Genomic DNA, 4,119 nt, shown 5'->3' on the forward strand with positions numbered 1-4,119 from the left:
ACGTAGCTCTCGGCTTCATCCGGCAGGTCGAAATTCACGACATGGCTGATGCCGGGCACGTCGATGCCACGCGCCGCGATGTCGGTCGCCACCAGAATGCGCACCGAGCCGTCGCGGAAATCGTTCAGCGCTTTCTGGCGGGCGTTCTGCGACTTGTTGCCGTGAATGACGGCGGCCTTGAAGCCATCGCGCTCGAGGTCCTTGGTCACCCTGTCGGCACCATGCTTGGTGCGCGAGAAGATGATGACGGACTTCATCGCCTCATCGGCGAGCATCGTCGACAGCACCTGGCGCTTCTGCTTGGTGCGGGCAAAGACGACGCCTTGCACGATCTCGGCCGCTGCCGTGCTTTGCGGCGCGACTTCGACGCGGATCGGGTTCTTCAGCAGGCCCTTGGCCAGTTCGGCGATTTCATTGGGCATGGTCGCCGAGAACAGCACCGTCTGACGATCGGGCGCGGTCGCCTTGGCGATGCGCTTGACGTCGTTGATGAAGCCCATGTCGAGCATGCGGTCGCCCTCGTCGAGCACCAGCCATTTGGTGTCGGCAAGCATGAGGTCGCCCTCACGCACCAGGTCGGTCAACCGGCCGGGCGTTGCGATCAGGATATCGACGCCGGGCGCAACCTTCTTCACCTGGCTGAAGCGCGAGACGCCGCCAAGCACGAGCGCGGTCGAGACATGCGCGCCCTTGGCGAGGATCTTGATCGTGTCCTCGATCTGCACGGCGAGTTCGCGCGTCGGCGCCAGGATAAGCGCACGCGCCGTCTTCGGCCGGCGCTTGGTGCCGAGTGCGATGATCTTCGACAGGATCGGCAGAGCGAAGGCCGCGGTCTTGCCGGAGCCGGTCTGGGCGATGCCGAAAATGTCACGGCCTTCCATCTGCGGCGGGATCGCCTGCGCCTGGATAGGCTTCGGCTCGGTGAAGCCGGCGTTGTGGGTGGCCTTGAGCAGCGCGCCCGTAATACCCAGTGCCGCGAAACCGGTGAGTTCCGCAGTGTTGCTACCGGGCAAAGTGTTTTCGTTGGTCAAAATAATCTTCTTTCACGCGGCTTCTGGCCGCAAACATCGATGGCGGCAGGGCGCAACCTGCCGTCGAACAAATTTTCATGAAACGACAAGGCGGGCGGACGGGTTCGTCCACTCGGCTGCGCTGTCGTGCCCGCAGGCATCATGCCACGGGGCTTTTTCGCCGCTTTGTGATTTACCGGAAAAAGGGCCGATATACCGGAAAGAGGGAAAACAGACGCAACCAGTCTCATTCGTCGAGAAGGCCGGATAAGTCCCGGCCCAAGCGCCTATGCCGCCGCATATGGCCCAGTTCGCCACCAAATGCAAGGGGCGTCATGCTGCAGCGCAGCAAAATCCACGGAGCAAGCGGCGCTTGCGCTCGCTTGCCGGCACGATTACCACGAAATGCCGCTGGCTTGGGAGGTAATCGATGAAGGACGTGCTGAAGGAACTCGAGCGCCGCCGCGAGATCGCCCGCATGGGTGGTGGCCAGGCCCGCATCGATGCCCAGCACAAGAAGGGCAAGCTCACCGCGCGCGAACGCATCGAGGTGTTTCTCGACGAGGGCTCTTTCGAGGAATTCGACATGTATGTCGAACACCGCTCGACCGACTTCGGCATGGAGAAGACCAAGATCGCCGGCGACGGCGTCGTCACCGGCTGGGGCACGGTCAACGGCCGCCCGGTCTATCTCTTCGCCAAGGATTTCACCGTGTTCGGCGGCTCGCTGTCGGAAGCGCATGCCGAGAAGGTCATCAAGGTACAGGAGATGGCGCTGCGCAACCGGGCGCCGATCATCGGCCTCTACGATGCCGGCGGCGCGCGCATCCAGGAAGGCGTCGCAGCACTCGGCGGCTATGCCGAGATCTTTCAGCGCAACGTGCTTGCCTCAGGCGTCATCCCGCAGATTTCCGTCATCATGGGTCCATGCGCCGGCGGCGATGTCTATTCGCCTGCCATGACCGACTTCATCTTCATGGTGCGCGATACCTCCTACATGTTCGTCACCGGACCGGATGTGGTGAAGACCGTGACCAACGAAACGGTGACCGCCGAGAGTCTCGGCGGCGCTTCCGTCCACACGACGAAATCCTCGATCGCCGACGGCGCCTATGACAATGACGTCGAGGCGCTGCTGCAGATGCGCCGGCTGGTCGACCTGCTGCCGGCTTCCAACACATCGGAGCTTCCCGAGATCGAATGCTACCAGTCGGTCACCGACCATGATTTGTCGCTCGACCGGCTGATTCCCGACAACGCCAACAAGCCCTACGACATCAAGGAGCTGATCCTGAAGGTCGCCGACGAAGGCGACTTCTTCGAGATCCAGCAGAATTTCGCCAAGAACATCGTCACCGGCTTCGGGCGCGTCGAGGGCCGCACGGTCGGCTTCGTCGCCAACCAGCCAATGGTGCTGGCCGGCGTGCTCGATTCGGACGCCAGCCGCAAGGCGGCGCGCTTCGTGCGCTTCTGCGACTGTTTTTCGATTCCGATCGTCACCTTCGTCGATGTCCCCGGCTTCCTGCCCGGTACAGCGCAGGAATATGGCGGGCTGATCAAGCATGGCGCGAAACTGCTGTTCGCCTATGCCGAGGCCACCGTGCCGAAGATCACAGTCATCACCAGAAAAGCCTATGGCGGCGCCTATGACGTGATGGCCTCAAAACACCTGCGCGGCGACATGAACTATGCCTGGCCAACGGCACAGATCGCGGTGATGGGTGCGAGGGGCGCGGTCGAGATCATCTACCGCAAGGACATCGGTGATGCCGAAAAGATCGCAGCCCATACAAAGGCATACGAGGATCGCTTCCTGTCGCCCTTCGTCGCCGCCGAACGCGGTTATGTCGACGAGGTGATCATGCCGCACTCGACCCGCCGCCGTATTGCGCGGGCGCTCCGCATGCTGCGCAACAAGGACATGCAGAACCCCTGGAAGAAGCACGACAACATCCCGCTGTGAGACGCCGGCAACTCACTCCTCTTCCGCCGCCCCGAACCCCGCTCCCATGGTGGCGCGGACAGGGCTGCCCCACGGTGTCGCGTGATTGTCGATGCGCATCTGGAAGATGAAATAGGTCGGCGAGCAGAAGCCGATGCCTTTCACTTTGCCGATGCCCGGCGTGTCCGGCGGCAGCGATTGGCACATATAGTCCTCGCGGCAGAAATGATCGGCCGAACAGGCCGGCCGGTTGCCGCGATTGACGGCGCCGCCAAGGCATTGGTCGAAATTGTTGGTGGCCACGCAGATGTCGAATTTCTTGCCGCCGACCAGCCCGCAAATCTCGTTCGGCATCGGCTTGCCAGCTTTGAAGGCCGCGAAGGCACGGTCCTTGTCGTCGCAGCCGCGATAGGCGATGCCGCCCGGCACGCCGATCTTCGGCGGACGGCAGGTGTAGGCGGTGCGCGACGCGGCAGGCGCGAAGGCCGCGAACTGGCCCGATTTGCTGTAGCGGTCGTTGAAAGGCTGCGCCGCATTGCTGGCGATCGAGCCGGTCAGGCAGGGATGGCCGGAAAACAGTTTTTCGCTGTCCTTGGGCAGCAGGCATTGCGCCAGTTTCGTGTGCACGCCCGAAGCGGTGGCCAGCGGCGTGCAGACGGTGCCGCCGCCGCATTTCCAGGTCGCACCGAAGCGGTCCGCATCTTCCGGCATCAGGCACGGCATGGCCATCTCGGCCGGCGCGTAGTCGACCGCGGCGTCCGTCCAGGCTGCCGGCGGCGCAAAGGAGAGCGGACGGAAGCGGTTTGGCTCCCTGCCCTCAGCTGTAGCGCGCAGCCAGGCCTGGCGGCGCGGGATCTCGGCATGAAGATGCGGCGAGATGTCGACCTCGATGCGGTTGAGCGGCGATGTCGTCTTGTCGTCAAGGCCGATGAAATGGAAGCCGGCAGTGGAACCGGCCTGATGGCAACCTTGGCAGGCGCCATTGTCCAGCCGCTCGACCAGCGCTTCCGGCGTGCGCACCAGTTTTAGCGTGGAATAATCGAGCGATGCGAATTCCTTGGGCTGGAACAATTGCGTAAACGGATGATTGGCCTGCCGCGCGCTGCCGAAGGTCGACCATGAGATGATCTTTCTGGCCAGGAACTCGTCGGGAATCTCATAGACGCC

Annotated in this window: 2 protein-coding genes and 1 pseudogene; 1 reads left to right on the forward strand and 2 read right to left on the reverse strand. The window is 63.0% G+C overall.

The genetic code is table 11. The features are described 5' to 3' along the window. Positions 1 to 1,031 (reverse strand): DEAD/DEAH box helicase (locus ENZ74_RS24075; protein ID WP_164761167.1); only part of this gene is annotated, 1,031 nt, incomplete at its 3' end. Between the two features lie 409 nt (positions 1,032 to 1,440). Between ENZ74_RS24075 and ENZ74_RS24080 the strand changes: the two genes are divergently transcribed. Further along, entirely contained in the window at positions 1,441 to 2,973 is a 1,533-nt protein-coding gene (locus tag ENZ74_RS24080; RefSeq protein WP_013531455.1) for an acyl-CoA carboxylase subunit beta, read from the forward strand. 12 nt (positions 2,974 to 2,985) lie between these two features. Here the strand turns inward: ENZ74_RS24080 and ENZ74_RS24085 are convergent. Then, a pseudogene (locus tag ENZ74_RS24085) lies at positions 2,986 to 4,119 on the reverse strand (hypothetical protein); the annotation flags it as partial.

This window comes from Mesorhizobium sp. M7A.F.Ca.CA.002.15.2.1 (assembly GCF_003998715.1).
GTDB classification, from domain to species: domain Bacteria; phylum Pseudomonadota; class Alphaproteobacteria; order Rhizobiales; family Rhizobiaceae; genus Mesorhizobium; species Mesorhizobium ciceri.

What these genes read in the sequence shown, in the direction of transcription:
- ENZ74_RS24080 (WP_013531455.1), top strand. Translation starts at nt 1,441, where the DNA reads ATGAAGGACGTGCTGAAGGAACTCGAGCGCCGCCGCGAGATCGCCCGC.